Consider the following 16637-nt stretch of genomic DNA (forward strand, 5'->3'; position numbering starts at 1 on the left):
TCGAACAGTAACGAATTTATGATGCTGAAGTTTCTTATAACTCATTAAACCTGGCCATAATATATGTGCTATAGTATTTTCCATCTGAGAGGATTCTATCTTTTTTCATTAAACCTTCGATTTCAAAACCGAGTCTTTTATACAGTTCAATACCTCTTTCGTTTGTTTCAAGGACTCCATATAATACTATTTTTTTAATTCCGTTCATGTCAGCCCAGGAAATTGTTTCTTTCATTAGATTTTTTCCAATCCCATAACCCCAGTAATCCTTCAGAACACCTAATCCAAATTCAGCTTTATGTATAAATCTTTTTAAATCATTGCCTGCACATCTTGAATAACCAATTAATCTTCCATCTAGTTCTGCAACTAAAAACAATTTTTTTGCGTGGTTGGTATCGGTTTCAATAATTTCTGCAAATCGTGCCGGGTCAATAAAGTCCTCTCCCTTTTCTCTGTCCATATTTTCGGATTCACCATCAATCTTAAGCCTTAATTCAGATACTTTTTTTGCATCATTTTTATTAGCAGATCTAATCGTATAGTTTAAATCTTTAACATAAAATTCTTTTTGATTGATAATCATTACAATCACTCACTCATTCAAAATGATATTGTTAGGAAAATATTATACAGCTTAATTAATAAGTGGGAAACAGAAATTAGAAATAATGGCAATTCTTTTCCTTTATTGTGCTGACCTACCCTTTTTGGGTACTGGAGAAGCATAGATTAGTTTTGTTAAAGAACAAAACAATAAAAAGCATTTATAAATTAGTCAGAAAACGGCTAATTTATAGATGCTTTTTTATAGAATAAATCTTTAAAGTTGGAAATCATATTTATCTGATTTTTTCCGCCAACTCTAAGATAATTCCCTCTGGACCACGAACGTAGCATAACTTATAACTTTCTTCATATTGCTGTATCTCACTAAAGATTTCCGTGCCCTTCTTTTTTAATTTTGCAACAATAGCTTCAATATCTTCAACAGCTAAACAAATATGTCGGATACCCAGCGTATTTGCATCAGGTTGCTGAATACCTTTTTCATCAGACGGCGTATAAAATTTAACTAGCTCTATCCATGCCTGACCATCTGGCATTCCCAATCCTACACATGCTGTTCTAACGTCATTAAGCCCAACTATTCTGTCCAACAGTTCTCCATCCAATTCCCATTCCGCTTGCACTTCAAGTCCTAAATCAACAAAAAACGCTTTAGCCTCTGAGAGATCATGTACGTTTATACTCACATGATCTATTCTATTGATCTTCATATCTCATACCTCCTATGTTCCTGTTATTTTAAATAACTGTATTCGTGTAAGGTTTGTTTGGTATTCTATTTCGCTTAAAATAGAAAATATCCTTCTTCAACAAAGCTGCCAGTTCGTATTATAAGGTTAGCCAGAATGCTAAATATTTCTGTTTGACCATTTTTTATTTGGTCTTATTTTATCAGTAGTAGCCAGGTAGAACGTAATTGCCCATGGGGTATCGACCTCATCAACTGAACGGTTCGCCCCCCTTTAGCTTAAATACAATCCTTCACAGGCTATTATTATTAATAATATATGTCTAGGTATCTTCCGGAGGATTCAACTTTATGGAGCTGATTAATAAAATACTTGTTCATTTAAACGAAATTCCCTCTTAATCTTTTTATATCCGCTCTAGGTGAAAAACCAAACATGCGGGAATATTCTCGACTGAATTGTGATTGACTTTCGTAGCCCACCCTGAAAGCGACATCAGCTACATCTGATGACTCAGCTAATAATAAACGCCTAGCTTCCTGTAATCTCAATTGTTTTTGAAACTGAATCGGACTCAAAGCAGTTACCTCTTTAAAATGCCGATGAAGTGAAGCGACACTCATATTCGCTATTTCCGCTAGATCCTCTATTCGAAAGGACTTTTCATAGTTCTTAATGATATTTTCGATTACGTTTCTAATTCTGATAGAATTACTGCCTTCTAACGCCATTTGCTCCAGGGCTTCCCCGTTCGGACCTTGTAAAACCCAATAAAGGATTTCTTTCTTGTATAACGAAGCAAGGATTGGAATATGTTTCGGATTTTCTAGTAAACAAGCTAATCTGATTACTGCATCCAACAAAGATGGCTCTACCTCACTAATAAACATCGCTCGTTTTGCATTTTTTCTATGTCCCGATTGAATATCTTTTTCACTTAAAACCTCTAAGACTTCGCTCGATGTAAATTCAAGTTTGAGTGCCAAATAGGGACAATCAGATGAGGCTTTGATTACTTGCCCTGTTACAGGCAAATCAACGGATGCCACAATGTAATTGCCAGGACCGTACCTAAAGCATTCCTCTCCCAACCATGCCTCTTTCTCTCCTTGGACGATTATGCAAAAGGATGGTTCGTTAACTCTAGAGATGGGTTCGGTGATAATGGATTCACGAATGAGAAATAAAGATGGGATAGAGGTAGAGTGGACACCATCCAGATCTGTATTACGCTCTATAAGTTTGCCAAGTTCATGCTGTTTGTTGATTTTCCCAGACATGTCTTACTCCCCTTTTTGCCTTTATCTTTGATGGTTACATTTTACTTGATATTCGCTGAGTGTGAAAGGTCTTTGATTGGATTAGGCAAAAACTTGATATAAATGGGCGTAGGGCTTATTTAACAATTGTGACATAATGAAAAGAGCAATTACTAGGCATAAATTGAGATGTGTTAATAATGAAAGTGAGGAATAAGTAAATGGAATATGTGAAACTAGGTAATACAGGATTGGATGTATCTAGATTTTGTCTTGGCTGTATGAGTTTTGGTGAAGCGGAAAAATGGATACATCAATGGGTACTTAATGAAGAGCAAAGTCGATCTATTATCAAAAAAGCACTGGATCATGGAATCAACTTTTTTGATACAGCAAATGTGTATTCAATGGGAACCAGTGAAGAATTCCTTGGACGTGCCCTAAAGGATTATGCCAATCGTGATGAAGTTGTAATTGCCACAAAGATTCATGGTCGTATGCATGAAGGTCCAAATGGGGCAGGATTATCCCGAAAGGCAATAATGAGCGAAATTGATAAAAGTCTTAAAAGATTAGGGACTGATTATGTAGACCTTTATATCATTCATCGTTGGGATTATAATACCCCTATTGAAGAGACGATGGAAGCCTTGCATGATGTGGTGAAAGCTGGAAAGGCAAGATATATAGGTGCTTCTGCCATGTACGCATGGCAATTTCAAAAGGCTTTACATGTAGCTGAAAAAAACGGCTGGACTCGCTTTGTATCGATGCAGAATCATTACAACCTTATATACCGTGAAGAAGAGAGAGAAATGCTACCCCTTTGTAAAGAAGAAAAAATCGGAGTGACTCCATACAGTCCGCTTGCATCAGGAAGATTAACTCGTGATTGGTCAGAAACAACTCAACGCTCTGAAACAGATTTCATCTTAAAATCTAAATATGATGCGACTGCTGATACAGATCGATACGTTGTAGAGCGTGTTGCTGAATTGGCAGAAAAACATGGGGTTCCTCGTATTCATATCGCATTGGCTTGGTTACTACAGAAAGAACCAGTAACTTCTCCTATTATAGGTGCAACGAAAATCTCTCATCTCGAAGGTGCTGTAGGTTCTTTATCTGTTAAGCTAACACCTGAAGAAATTACGTTTCTTGAAGAGCCATATGTACCACATCCAATAGTTGGACATAATTAATCCTGTGAATATAAATAAAAGAGAACCCAATTTTCTAATACAAGGAAAATTGGGTTTTAATATTATCTTCGTGAATCTGTGAACATCACACCTGTTTCTTTAAGTGTATTTCCTCACAAACTTTTCTCAACAGAGATTATTAATCGTAAAACTCCATGTGTTTTTTCTCCTTTTTATAATAATCCAGCCTATCTTGTAAAGTACCTGTATGAAATTCAAACTTTAACCAAGGCTATTCACTGACAATCTTAAGTTCCGTGCCTAAGTCAATTGAAGGTATTTCTTTATTTTCTAAATATAACGTTCCAGGTAATTCTGGGGATGTTGATCCATCAAAGCGCAGCGTAATATGTCCCATTGTTGTAAGGTTTCTTTGAACAATGTCCCCAACAGATGTGATCTTAAATGATTCATTATTAATATAAAGTTTTTGTCCTGCTTTAATTTCTTCAGCGGCATCCACAACATCAATGTTGTAGCAAAAATCCTTTAGTTCTTGAGGAGCACCATCACCAAATAAAATAAACATTTTATCTTCTAAAAAGGAATTTGCTGCAATCCCAATGCTTTTTATTGTATTCTCGTAAATTGTTCTCATATTTCTTACGCATCAACTACACATTTTTGATGCGCCAGCCCTCCAATACTTTATTTTTTTGATAGCATTTTATATTACTTGATTATTCATAAAGTCCAAAACTTGCAATCCATGCCACAATGACCCTCGGTACACCTATTAAGAACCTTGAGTAGAGGACGGACGGAACACCCACTTCAACTGTTTCTGGTTCTGCTTCTGCAAGACCTAATCCTACAGGGATAAAGTCACAAGCATTTTGTGTATTGATCGCGAACAAAGCAGGTAGCGCTAATTGTGGTGGGATATTACCCTTACCAATTTCAACCCCAATTAGTGTTCCAATTACTTGTGCAATAACACCGCCCGGGCCAAGTAGAGGAGACAAGAAAGGCAATGAACAAATAAAGCCAATCAAAATCAAGCCCCAGATATTCCCCGCAAGTGGTGACATGATCTTTGCAAAGAGATTACCAATTCCAGACCCTTGGATAATCCCAATCAAAAGCGAAACAAACGCCATGAACGGAATAATGGTGTTAATCATTGTTTGGACAGCATCCCGACCGGCTTGGTAGAAGGTATTTATAACTTTCCCAGCACCCAGTCCAAATTTTGTAACAATGCTATTATTTTTATTTGCAGCCAATGTTTGTGAAACCTTTTTATCTGCACTATACTTAAATTCTCTTTCAGGCTCTTGAATTTTTTCAGCTGCCGCCGCTGCCTCATTCGCACCACTATCGGCAAGCTGGATTTGATCCAAACCAACAGCAGATACATAAATATCTTCGGTAATGAATTTTGCCAATGGGCCGCTTCTTCCTGTAGGCATGATATTAACGGTTGGAATCCTTTTTTGTGGATAGATGCCACAGCGTAATGTTCCGCCGCAATCAATAATCGCTAATGCAATGGTTTCTTCAGGAACGGAGGTTTGGAATCCATTCACAGCCTCTGCACCTGTTAGTTCTACAATTCGATCGACAATTTCCGGCTTCGCTCCGCCGCCTGTAATGTAAACGATTTTATTTTTAGCTGCAGTTGGCGTTACAGTCAATGGCCCCCCAAAACCGCCGCCGCCTTTGACTATTTTAATTGAACGATATTCACTCATCTTTACCCCACCCTATCTCCTAGTGTAATTTCACTTCGGATTTCAATTTAATGCCTTGCTGTTTCTCAACCATTTTGGTTGTAAAATCTGTAATCCAGCCGGCGAAGAAGTTCATAACAAGACCTACGAGCATATAACGGACAGCTAATTCTGCTGAGTTTAAACCAAGTTTTTGAATTCCAGCCGCGATCCCTAAGTAAATAAACAATTCTCCTGCATTGATATGCGGGAATAAACCATTGCTTGTATGACAGAAATAAGCACCAGAAGCATAATAGCTTGGTTTGTACTTTTCTGGTAAAAATCGTCCTAATGACAGCGCCATTGGATTTCCAAGCATAAATGAACCGATAAATGGAAGGACCATATACCTTAATAGCGGGTTTTTGGCTGAAGCTTTTGCTAGTTTGTTAATCCGTTTTTCCCCAATCAATTGAATCAATGTATTCATAGCAACCATTAAAAGTAATACAACTGGAACAATGCCTTTCATCCATGAAAGAAATGTATCAGCACCAGTTTGAAACAGTTTCATAAATCCTTGTGCTAAATGTACGATAATATCCATCTGGTCTCACCCCGTAATTTATTTTTTTGCAAAGGAAACGCGTTCAGCCTGTAGCATCACACGCTTAAAGAGACTATTCCTTTCGGGAATTTCTCCGCCGCTCATGATTGTTTTGTAATTATGAACTGCATCTAAAATCGCTAATTTCAAAAGTTTATTGCAATGCTTCATGTCATTTTCATTGAGCGTTTTAATGTTTTTTCCTTCAAAGCCATTTAAATCTTTGACCTTCGCCATGACCGTGACCCCTTGCATTTTCTTTGCTTTGAGGATCTTGCCGCTATTTGTGACGGCAAACATGACAATGGTTCCAGCCCGGACCTTTCCCGGTCTTTTCCCAATTGCGACTTTTCCTATTCGTCTTAACTCTGTATATGCTTGGGAGAAATGCTTGATTTGTAAAAAACCTAATCCTGCTTGTACGACAAATGCACCGGCAATAAGGATAATGAGGAGAATAATTTGCATGATTTCACTTCCTAACAGATTGATTGTTTATGACCTGATTGCTTGTTCAAGGTACTTAGATAACTCTTCGTAACTGGATGCATGAGCCAATTCGCCGATTATTTTTCTATTGGCTGCGATACGAATGATCTCGTCGTAAATTTTGACTAAAAGACTTGCATCGTAATCGGTTTCTTCCGGTATCCCTAATAGAAACACCAATTTGATTTCTTTTCCGTCTGTTTTTATTTTTTTCGGAAAGACACCCAAAGCCAGTTCGATTTTTGTGGACTGGTGGTTAATGGTATGCGGCAGCGCGATATATTGGTCAAATACCATTGACCCTTTTTTTGACCTTTCGTCCAACCGCTCTTTAAAGCACCTATCAAGATACCCTTTCTTTGTTAACTGATCAACCATCTCTTCCACATTTTCTTGATAACTCCGATTACTGTCTAAAATGAAGAATTTTTCATCATTTATTAATAGCTTTATGATGGAATGATAATTACCTGTATCTTTTAGCTTGAACTTTTGCAGATAGGTCACTCTTTCAATTTGCCGTGAAACACTACTTTCATCAAAAATTTCATTTATCAGGATTAAAGGTGCGTCTGGTTCAAATGCTAGTTTTACAGTTGAAAAAACAAGATTATATTCGGCTAATAGTTCCTTCGTGACCTCCGATTCTGAAAACAAATCGATTCGAGTGTTTTGATTCAACACCCTTTGAAGTTGAATTGCGACCAACTTGGCTGTTCCTCTGCCCGTTCCGCAAATGACGGCAACCCGTTGTAATCGTTTAACATTTACTTCATTCTGAGCAATAAACACTCCAAAATAGAAAGCGATATAACCGAGCTCATCTTCTGAAACCTTTAAGCTATATTCCCTTTCAATCACTTCTCCAGCCATTTCAGCCATTTTGTAGGCAACGGGATATTTCCCCTTCACATCGGACAGCAAAGGGTTGTTAATTCTCACCCCAAACATCAAGCGGGTAAGCATAAAAGTTAAGTGATATTGTAAATCCTCAAAAAAGTCTTTATTTTCAAGAATAATGTCCTGTTCAAGCCCGACTTGTTCAAAAATCAAACTCAAAAGATGCTTTACATCATCTGTTATGGTGATATCAGCCAGAGACCGATTGTTCGTTGGCGTTCTTCTGCCAGCAATCGGTAAAGTAATAAATAAAATCTCTGACTGTGGTATAGTGATCGGCAAATGCTCTTCAATTGTCTTGACGATTTCTAAGGCAAGATGATAGTCTTTTGTGTCTAGTAGCTTTTCAAGTTTTCTACTCGTTTCGGTAAGGGGATGATCTTTTAAAAGGCGGTCCAACATCACGATTACAAACTTCATTAATCGGTTTAAAGTGGTCGATTCCAAATCATTTTGATTGGCCACTTTGATTAGCGCATCTTTTATATCTTCATCTAGCGGATACTCTTTATATAAATAATCATAGACGTTATCCAGTATAAAGAAACGCAGGTCTAGTTCTTTCCCACTTAAATACATCCCTTTGTTTTGTTTTCCCCGAATTGATAGATGATAAGTATCTAAAGCTACTGCCGCTTTTTTTAATTCGTTAACAAGGGTTGTCCTGCCAATATTCATTTCAAATGCCAATTCATCAAGTGTAAAAACCTTATCGGTATTTACTAACTGATCAATGATAAAAGCAATCCGGCTCTGTGGTGAATCATACAGATGTTTATCTGAATTAATTTTTTCTACTAAGTTCTCAAATAATGGTTCATCCTTAATGAACAAGCGGTAGCCTTTCCCTTTTTCATTTTCTAATGTGGCAATTCCGTTCAAATCGCTGTTCAGCTGCTTAATATCATTTCGGATAGTTCTCGTACTGACTCTTAGTTCTTCTGATAGATAATCCAAAGGACAGTGGGTCTTTTTTCTTGTTAGCTCAATTATTTGAATGACTCGAACGTCCAACATTAAATCAGACATCTGATCACCACCTTCCGCTTAAAGATGACTGTTAATGATATCTCTTGGTACAAAGAAAAAAATTCTACCTAATTTTCTTTTGTTGTCATTAACCGCGAGATTTACCACCAGAAATATTAACTGTTGTCCCCGTAATGTAACTTGAACGTTCAGAAGCAAGGTAAGATACAAGCTCAGCTACTTCAGACAATTTCCCTTCCCTTGCCAATGGGATAGATTTGCTATAATCTGTGTTTAATCCATCCACAGTTACGCCTCGTGTATAGGCCAATGCCTCGTTGTAAGCATCCGTTCTTAATCCAGTTGCTTCCATGATTCCTGGAGCGATTGCAACCACTCTAATGTTATATTTTCCTAATTCCTTTGCCCAAGCACGGGTAAAAGAAATAATAGCGCCCTTTGTTGCGGAATAAACACTTTGACCTGCTGAACCTTCCTGACCTGCTTCAGAAGCAACGTTGATGATAACACCCTTATTTTGCTTTAACATTTGTTTTGCAGCAGCCTGTGAACAAAGAAATGGACCCTTTTGGTTGACATCAACCATAAAGTCAAAATCCTTTTCATTTATTTCATATTCTGGTCTTTCACCTTTTACATCCACTAAGAGTCTAGGAAGATTTACACCAGCGTTATTAACAAGGATATCCACACTGCCAAACAATTCAACTGTTCTAGCTACCATATGATCAACGCTTTCTTTTTTGGAGACATTACATTTCAAAAAATAAAACCCGTCTTCTTGTTGTCCCTCTTCTACATTTAAATCCGAAATAACTACTTTAGCTCCGTTCTTCAACAATTCGTTTGCTATATTTAAGCCGATGCCTGATGCACCACCTGTTACAATTGCCACTTTCCCTTCTAAACCTAACCACGATTTTTGCATTATGTTTTCCTCCCTATCTTTATCCCATCAATATTGAATACGTTTTTATTATAAGAAGAATTGTTTTTTGAATTAATACACACTTTTTCAAGCCATATTGAAAAGGATGGCATTTATACTTTTGTTAATGGTAATATAGCAATCTAAAAAATATTACTGAACATGGCTATACGTAATTTCTTCAACGTTATCTACTTGGTTATCAATGTAATAATCCAAAAATTTGTCTAAAAGAATTAATAGATTTTGATATTCGTTTTATTCGAATTTTTGAATAGGGTCTGCCATCCTAAAAGGCTTGATATACTTCCTAAATTTTTAGAGGGAGTAATTTTTGCTATTGATATAAATAAATTATTTACATGACTACTTCTTAAAATGTTGAAAAATAGCTATATCTATTTTCCTAATATGGGCTCAAAAGCCTTACATCTTGCCGCCCATTCACTTTCATATAAAATAGAAAGAAATGGTATATAAGAAAAGGCTTAAACTCAACGTTTTTACAATAGTCTGACTTAAACGTTTAAAAGAGATATAAAACATTGGAGGACAAACGAGGACAATTTACATTTTTTCAGTAATGGTGGTGTGCAGTGCCAATAGAAAGGGAATTGCAATACGATGCGGTCATACTCTTCAATAGCTTTTGCTCAGCTGCAAAATGTTTGTTCTCTCTGGTATGCCTCAAAGACACGGTAAACAGTAACGTTTACTTGCTTCTCCATTTCTTCCGCTAACGGCCATTGATTCGAGAATTATTAATATTTGAGTGAAAAACAAGAACCAATGTTTTCATTTGAGAATCCCTCCCCATAGAATTATTTGTTTAATTTCAGTATTACTTTACCTTCCCTCGATGACAAAGTTGATTTAAAATTATTAAAAGTAAATAGAAAAACTTCTTACATAGAATTAACGGACTGCTTATTAATACCAGTGCGTTTCAATGAATGAACTGAGTTTTTATAGACACATCTTACATTATTCACTGAAGGAAACCTGCACACTACCTGAACCTAAGGCTTCCGTAAGACCTGTGGTGTTGTCTATGTGTCCGAGCTTTACATAGCTGTAGGAAGTATTGAACGTCTTATAAAAAAGAACAAGACAGTTGTTACCATAGAGCATTAAATCGCCTTCATTAATCCTGTCTGGAGAGGTTGACTTATCTGCACGCAGATTACCTGACAAATTATTATATTTTTCATTGTTATTGAGATCAGACATATCTACTGTTAGCGGCAGCTGTTCTACAAGCGCTTTAGCAGTATCGTTATCCTCAAGAGTAGCAGTGAATGTCTTATCTCCGACTCTGATATTTAAGTTTTTCATTATTTTCGTCTCCTTCACACTACATGTTTGGCTTTTATGGTGTTCGTCGGTTGAATTGTTTTTAGCAACAACAGATTTTTCGGATGATATAACCCTATTATTTGCTGAGGTATTACCGCATCCAGCCAAAGTCAAAATAACAGCGAGAGTAAAGAATACTGGAAGGATTTTATTCATTTTTAACTGCTCCTCGTATCGCTAAACTTTGTACCAATTTTCTCTGGTATTGTTACCAATCGATTCGTTTTCCATTTCTGAAGAATCCCCCATTTGGTCCTTCAGATCCAACAGTCGCTAACCACAGGATAGACTCAGCCGCTTACTTTGGAGTTTGTGGAGCAGATGGGCCTCCCATATCTGAGCTCATCCATCCCGAATCGACTGCATTTATTTTGATATCCCCATTGACCTCTGCAGCTACCAATCGTGTTAATCCATTTAGTGCAAATTTAGACAACTTATAATCTCCTACCCCATGATATGACAATTCGCTCATCGTCCCATATTCTAAGGAAACATTAATAATTCTTCCATGTATTTGTTTATCCATAAGGGGAATAAAGGAACGAATCACATAATAAGCTCCGAAGAAATTGGTTGTCATCGTTCTCTCCAGAATGGAAGGATCTATTGCCACTAACTTTTTATTCTTCTCTAGATATACTCCAGCATTATTAATCAATACGTCTAATCTTCCATACCGCTCATTAACTTTTATTGCAGCTTGATTGATACGCTTTTGATTATATATCTATCACTACAAAAGTACCGTCCAGATTTGATTCTCTAAATTTTTTGCGTAGCTTCATGACCCATCACTGGATCCCGACTTCCCAAAATGACCTTAAAACCTTTCAACGCCAATTGCTCAACTAGTTCATATCCAATCCTCGATTCCCACCGGTGACAAGCACTGCTTGTTTATCCAGTGACATTTAAACTCCCTCATTTCTCACCTAAATTAATTCTTTATCTAGAAAGTTGTTTGGTAGGACTTGGCATATAGTTTCTTAGTAAAATTAATAACAGCCCTAATACCAACGAGAATAATCCCACTAATACGACGTATTGTGTACCTAATTCTGAAATAAATAATCCACCTACAGCTGTACCCATTGTTGTTCCTAAGTTAACAGATGATAAAAATAATCCATTAGCGAAATCAGGAGCATTTGGAACTGCAGAGGTAATCCAATATTGATTAATATTGGTTCCTATACCTGCCAATATTCCCCAACATAAAGTAATGATAGCCATAGGTAAAGTAAATTGGCCTACTAAAAATAATATGATGTAAACGGCTCCCATTGTAAAAGGAAAAGATACTACAGTTTTGATGGCATCTTTAGTAAGTAACTTTCCTGCCAAAATGTTTCCAATAATATTTGCCGCCCCGAATATGACTAACATTAAACTAATTGTTTTCCCAGAGGCATGCGTAACGGTTTTAAGATACTCAGCAAGATAACTATACACACCAAATACTGCTGAATTAAGGAACAGGACAGCAACAATAGAAAGCCAAGTAATTGGTTTTTTTAATACCGACAATTGAGCCCCGTAAGAAAGTCTTTCTTTAACAGGCATAGAAGGGAAAGATACTAATGTAGCAATAAATACTATAGTGTTCACAGTAGCAAAAAATGTCATTGATATTTGAAACGAAATTGTGCTGGCAAGAAAACTTGCGATTGGTACACCAAGAACCATACCAGCAGATACTCCAATAAAAACTTTTGAAACAGCTTTTGGAGCATCTTCTTTTCGAACTGAGTTAGCAGCCATTGTAAAAGCTGCTGAAAAATAGATGGGATGAAATATGGCTGGAATCACACGTGCAATTATTGCGATGGCAAAATTAGACGTAAATATAGAGACAATGTTACCTAGAACGAAAATACCTAGTACAAGTAACATTGCCTTCTTGCGATTTACCCCCGAAAATAATAACGGCATCGTTGGACCAGATATAGCAACAACTAGTGCAAAAAGACTTACCAGCAAACCTGCTTTTGATACACTGACATGAAAGTGATCAGCAATGTAGGGTAATATCCCTATAACTCCCATTTCAGTATTTATGATGCCGAAAGCCCCTAGGGTCAATGTAAATATAAGTAAATTATTTTGTTTTTTCAAAGAAGTTCCTCTCCTCTAATCGACTTTTTCAATACGGACTATGAAATCCCCCTGAATTTTTTCAAAGTTTTCTTTTTTAGAATTATCATAGAGTTGTGCACCCCGTCGGAAATTCAAATATCTTATAATGGCAACAAATCCATTAGCTTTCAAATTGCTGTAAATACATTCTTAAAAGAACGTCCTGAATGATTTTAGCCTTATCCTTACCCTCTATTACATTACTTTCTTCTTAAATTGCATCCATAAAATCATTCATATGATCAGATATCACTAGTATCATTGTTATTGCATGCAGTAAGAAGGAAAGCTAGCAGTAAAGGAAATGAATGAATTATTGGTTTTTTCCTTCTGCTTTCTCCTCCAGGTTTCATATAATTTTGTTTTAAAATTCATTGTGACTGGGCTTCTAGCGACTAATACTCCAAGTTCAATACTGTTCTCCTTAAGGAAATAAACTTTTTACTGACTTCTTGTCTGCTCGTTACATTCGTTAATATTGAGTTAAGATAACATCATCTTACTGTTGTTTTCACGCTCTGTATTATATTCTAGCTGTACCTTTCACACATAACAAATACCTATATCTTATATCAAGGTATGCTTGATAGGCATTTCTAAAACATATATACTAAAACAGTATATAGGAGGGGTTTCAATTGGAATTAAGAGTGTTGAGATATTTCCTTGCTGTTGCAAGAGAGGGAAGCATTACAGGGGCTGCAGATTTTTTGCATGTGACACAGCCAACCTTGTCAAGACAATTAAAAGATCTTGAACAAGATTTAGGAAAAAAACTATTCACTCGCAGCAGCCACAATATCATTCTTACAGATGAAGGAATGCTTCTGCGAAAGAGGGCAGAAGCAATCGTTGATATGGTTGATAAATTAGAGGCAGAATTTAATTCAATGGAAGAAACAATTAGTGGTGATGTCTATATAGGTGGTGGGGAAACAGACGCAATGAGACAGATTGCACGGGTAGTAAGGGGTTTACAGTTATGTTATCCAAATATCCAGTATCACCTCTACAGTGGAAACGCAGATGATGTGACTGAGCGGCTTGATAAGGGATTGATTGACTTTGGTATTTTAATTCAACCAGCCAATTTATCAAAATATAATTACATCGATATCCCAGGCGAGGATGTTTGGGGCGTTGTTATGAGAAAAGAAAGTCCTCTTGCTTTAAAAGATACCATTCAAGCAGCAGATTTAATAGATGTTCCGGTTATCTGTTCACGACAGGCTATTAAACAAACATTTTCAAAAAATGAATTTGCTGATTGGTTTGGTGAAGATTTTGAAAAATTAAACATCATTGCTACCTATAATCTTGCTTATAATGCTGCAATTATGGTCGATGAGGGCATCGGTTATGCAGTAGTCCTTGATAAAATTGTGAATACGTCCAGCGATAGTAACCTTTGTTTTAGACCATTAAAGCCAAGGCTTGAATCCGGCTTAAATATTGTTTGGAAAAAACATCAGACTTTTTCCGCTGCTGCAGAGATATTTTTAAAAGAAATTAAGGCGAAGTTTACAAAAGAAACATGATTGGTTACTTATGTGAAATACCTGGAGTTTCACGCTCGAATTATTATAATTATTTTTCTCCCAAGTCACAGGAAAACAGAAATCTCCGTGAAAAACGAAGACTTGATATTAAAGACATTACTTATTAATACTACTTAAATGGACAAAAGGCTTATTTGTCCACCATTAAGGATAGTTCAACAAATGAGATATTAGTCCTATAATGTTTCAGATCAATTAACTTTAGATTTAGTTACTGATACTCTAGTAAAATTGAAGTAAAATAGACGAGTAAAGTTTGCAGAAGACACCTTTATTCACACAGATCAAGGAGTACCCTATACTAGCCCTACTTTCAGAAACATGTAAGAAAATTAAAGTTGTGCCAATCAATGTCCAAGAGGAAACTGTTGGGATAATGCTCCCCAATAGTCATTTTAAGGTCACCTTAAAGATGAAGTAAATATTAAATCTTGTATTACCTTAAACAAGAAATAAGAAGCTAAATGAATTACTATAACAATTTTAGATACCAATGGAATTTAAAGAAGATGACCCCTGTTGAATACAGTTATCATCTTCTTAACGCGGTATAACCTTTTTAAAAATGTCCATTACAACGGATACACTTTACAATTGACAACGCCCATCGAACTGGAAGAATGATCTTTAAAAAAGCAGTTGAATTAGAAATATTAAAAAACCTGATTTAATATGACTATTTCAACAAAGATAGTATAAATTCCTTTCAACTACACTGACCGGTTACTTGTTTAAGAAAAAAGCATTACCGCTATTCTAGGAATGCAAACATTTGTTTAAGTACATTTTTTCATATCGTGGTTCATTAATAAAAAGATGCGATATTATGATAAGCATCTCTTCCGGTTTCCTTATATGGTCATATTAAATTGATTTATTAATTTAGCCTTGTTGTGTAAATCTGTATGCAGCTTTATCTAATCGCTCAATGTAAACTTATTCGTTGGTTCTTTATTTCATTAACTGATCTCTGTCAGCTGCAAGAGGGGGTTTTTCCAACCACGCATGCTTAATTTGGAGATTTAAACCGTCCTCTGCGTAGAGTCCAATTTCTCCTTGTAATCGAATATAATCTGCAGCAATGTCCCGTCTTGGACTAGCTGAAATGGCCGTCCCGTAGTTTCCCATACCAGCAGCATTCATCATGGAAATCATATACAACATTAATTTATCGGAAAATGGTGATTCGGTTGTATCCTGAACTTGTGCATCCCAGGTTACTGGTGCAGGAAGATCATTTTCATGTAAGTATTTGCTGAAAACATCAACTTGTTTTTTTGCGATTTCTTTCCCCCTCTTGAAATAGTCTTTGACATCCTTAGACTTCGCAACTTGAGCGAAACCAGTTATCACAGCCGAACCCATATGGTTAGTTTGAATATTAGAGTAGAGGTGCGTGATCTCAGCGGCTGATAGTGGTCTTTGTCTTCCCCACCAACCCGCTAAGAAATGTTGTTTTTCAACCATATCCACTTCTTGGAGATAAGGAATATAAGGCGTCCTAACTTCTAGTCCCTTTGAAAGGAGTACGTCAGTTGTTTCATTGAATAATTCCATGGTAGATGAGATACAAGACATAAAATGTTCCCGAATGTCATTGCGAAAGGTATGTGGCAAAATGGCACCGTATGTTACTAAAGCCCCTTTCACCATATGCTTGGTATAGAATAAAAAAAACTCATCTGAAAAAAGCCTAGAAGCATCCACATTAACATCGTTTTCAGTAATCCCTATAGGAATAGCATGACCCTCTTCCTTAAATATTTTTGTAATAACTCGTACATGCTGTTGAGATAAATCCAAGGCATGCTCTAAGACTTTCTTGATTTCCGCATCTTCAACTTTAGCTAAATAATACTTATAAACACAAATAAACATAGAATCCGATATGTAATTAGCCCATAACCCCCCTACTTCAGATGAAGTTAAACGAATATGATGAGTTTCCATAGAAATACCTCCAGGTTTTTTAACTGTTAATATTATCGCCTTAATAAATATACTTAATAAAATTTACTGCGATTTTTTTCCATAATTGATGTTTATCAATAAACAAATTGCCCCATTATTTAAAGAAGAAAAAAGCGATCCTTCGTTTTTGAAGAATCGCTCCCTTTAGTTTAAGTGTAATTCTTCACAACCTTATAATTAAATCCCTTCAACAGCTTTTTTTTCTGATGAACTAAGTATTTTTCTACAAATAAAATAAATGATACAAATTTTCCCATTTGTGTGCTAATTTAATGATAGTTAGTGTAAAAAAATAGGGTTGGTGACTAATGGAGTTATTAATA

At 36.1% G+C, this 16637-nt stretch carries 15 protein-coding genes and 2 pseudogenes; 3 read left to right on the plus strand and 14 right to left on the minus strand.

Annotated features, from left to right (window positions below; genetic code table 11):
- Positions 1-34: 34 nt before the first annotated feature.
- The 3 genes from V7077_RS19435 to V7077_RS19445 all read right to left on the minus strand — a co-directional run bounded on the left by V7077_RS19435 (position 35) and on the right by V7077_RS19445 (position 2539).
- Positions 35-586 carry a GNAT family N-acetyltransferase gene (locus V7077_RS19435; protein ID WP_335504944.1) on the minus strand — a complete coding sequence of 184 codons (552 nt, stop codon included), beginning with the start codon at positions 584-586 and terminating at the stop codon, positions 35-37.
- Between the two features lie 256 nt (positions 587-842).
- Positions 843-1280 (minus strand): VOC family protein, encoded by a 438-nt coding sequence (locus tag V7077_RS19440; protein WP_335504946.1) that lies wholly within the window; start codon positions 1278-1280, stop codon positions 843-845.
- Positions 1281-1639: 359 nt separating this feature from the next.
- On the minus strand, positions 1640-2539 hold the full coding sequence (locus tag V7077_RS19445) for an AraC family transcriptional regulator (RefSeq protein WP_335504948.1): 900 nt from the start codon (positions 2537-2539) through the stop codon (positions 1640-1642).
- A gap of 200 nt (positions 2540-2739) precedes the next feature.
- On the opposite strand from V7077_RS19445, the gene V7077_RS19450 reads away from it, so the two are divergent.
- Positions 2740-3720: an aldo/keto reductase gene (locus tag V7077_RS19450; protein WP_335504950.1), complete on the plus strand. Its 981-nt coding sequence runs from the start codon at positions 2740-2742 to the stop codon at positions 3718-3720.
- A 139-nt stretch (positions 3721-3859) separates the two neighbouring features.
- Here V7077_RS19450 and V7077_RS19455 read toward each other — a convergent pair.
- The 10 genes and pseudogenes from V7077_RS19455 to V7077_RS19500 all read right to left on the minus strand — a co-directional run.
- Positions 3860-3943, minus strand: a pseudogene (locus V7077_RS19455) (metallothiol transferase FosB); the annotation flags it as partial.
- Positions 3944-3952: 9 nt separating this feature from the next.
- Entirely contained in the window at positions 3953-4318 is a 366-nt protein-coding gene (locus V7077_RS19460; protein WP_335504953.1) for a PTS glucitol/sorbitol transporter subunit IIA, read from the minus strand.
- 82 nt (positions 4319-4400) lie between these two features.
- A complete protein-coding gene (gene srlE, locus V7077_RS19465) occupies positions 4401-5414 on the minus strand; it encodes a PTS glucitol/sorbitol transporter subunit IIB (RefSeq protein ID WP_335504955.1) in 1014 nt (337 codons plus the stop codon).
- 19 nt (positions 5415-5433) lie between these two features.
- Positions 5434-5982 (minus strand): PTS glucitol/sorbitol transporter subunit IIC, encoded by a 549-nt coding sequence (gene srlA / locus V7077_RS19470; protein ID WP_335504957.1) that lies wholly within the window; start codon positions 5980-5982, stop codon positions 5434-5436.
- Between the two features lie 18 nt (positions 5983-6000).
- Positions 6001-6450 (minus strand): transcriptional regulator GutM, encoded by a 450-nt coding sequence (locus V7077_RS19475; protein ID WP_335504959.1) that lies wholly within the window; start codon positions 6448-6450, stop codon positions 6001-6003.
- A 27-nt stretch (positions 6451-6477) separates the two neighbouring features.
- Positions 6478-8400, minus strand: coding sequence for a BglG family transcription antiterminator (locus tag V7077_RS19480; protein ID WP_335504962.1), 1923 nt, complete (start codon positions 8398-8400; stop codon positions 6478-6480).
- Between the two features lie 88 nt (positions 8401-8488).
- On the minus strand, positions 8489-9289 hold the full coding sequence (locus V7077_RS19485; RefSeq protein WP_335504964.1) for an SDR family oxidoreductase: 801 nt from the start codon (positions 9287-9289) through the stop codon (positions 8489-8491).
- 984 nt (positions 9290-10273) lie between these two features.
- Entirely contained in the window at positions 10274-10801 is a 528-nt protein-coding gene (locus V7077_RS19490; RefSeq protein WP_335504966.1) for a cyclophilin-like fold protein, read from the minus strand.
- Between the two features lie 142 nt (positions 10802-10943).
- Positions 10944-11375 (minus strand): SDR family NAD(P)-dependent oxidoreductase, encoded by a 432-nt coding sequence (locus V7077_RS19495; RefSeq protein ID WP_335504980.1) that lies wholly within the window; start codon positions 11373-11375, stop codon positions 10944-10946.
- Between the two features lie 218 nt (positions 11376-11593).
- Positions 11594-12763 carry an MFS transporter gene (locus tag V7077_RS19500; RefSeq protein WP_335504967.1) on the minus strand — a complete coding sequence of 390 codons (1170 nt, stop codon included), beginning with the start codon at positions 12761-12763 and terminating at the stop codon, positions 11594-11596.
- A gap of 659 nt (positions 12764-13422) precedes the next feature.
- Here V7077_RS19500 and V7077_RS19505 point away from each other — a divergent pair.
- Together V7077_RS19505 and V7077_RS27785 are read left to right on the plus strand one after the other, a co-directional pair.
- On the plus strand, positions 13423-14322 hold the full coding sequence (locus V7077_RS19505; RefSeq protein ID WP_335504970.1) for a LysR family transcriptional regulator: 900 nt from the start codon (positions 13423-13425) through the stop codon (positions 14320-14322).
- Positions 14313-14897, plus strand: a pseudogene (locus V7077_RS27785) (DDE-type integrase/transposase/recombinase); the annotation flags it as partial. The gene V7077_RS19505 and the pseudogene V7077_RS27785, both read left to right, overlap by 10 nt.
- A 397-nt stretch (positions 14898-15294) precedes the next feature.
- On the opposite strand, the gene V7077_RS19510 reads toward V7077_RS27785, so the two are convergent.
- Positions 15295-16293: a DUF3231 family protein gene (locus V7077_RS19510; RefSeq protein ID WP_335504971.1), complete on the minus strand. Its 999-nt coding sequence runs from the start codon at positions 16291-16293 to the stop codon at positions 15295-15297.
- Positions 16294-16637 lie beyond the last annotated feature (344 nt).

It is taken from the genome of Neobacillus vireti (genome assembly GCF_036962465.1).
GTDB classification, from domain to species: domain Bacteria; phylum Bacillota; class Bacilli; order Bacillales; family Cytobacillaceae; genus Neobacillus; species Neobacillus vireti_B.